General features: G+C 58.1%; 1 pseudogene. It reads left to right on the top strand.

Annotated features, from left to right (window positions below):
* A pseudogene (locus tag RX395_RS10225) lies at positions 1-185 on the top strand (helix-turn-helix domain-containing protein); the annotation flags it as partial.
* Positions 186-253: the final 68 nt, after the last annotated feature.

Raw genomic sequence — 253 nt, 5'->3', positions numbered from 1 at the left:
GGCAGGAGATATACCGCGCATTCGGGAGCGAGGTGCTGCTGCGCATGGACGGAAAGCAGGGCAGGTACACATACGAGCAGAAGGTCGCCGCCGCCTCCGCCGTCGTCGACGGCGGCATGACGAAGACTGTTAGCGCTAATCTAAAAATGACCACTTTCGCAAACGTATCTCGCCGAATGCGCTAATGCGCTTTCGCCGACCCCGCTAACGTACTTTCACCAACTGCGCTAACGGAACTATGCTCCGATCGGGT

It is taken from the genome of Collinsella aerofaciens (assembly GCF_032584215.1).
Lineage (GTDB): Bacteria > Actinomycetota > Coriobacteriia > Coriobacteriales > Coriobacteriaceae > Collinsella.
This window is presented reverse-complemented; position numbering and strand designations above follow the sequence as displayed.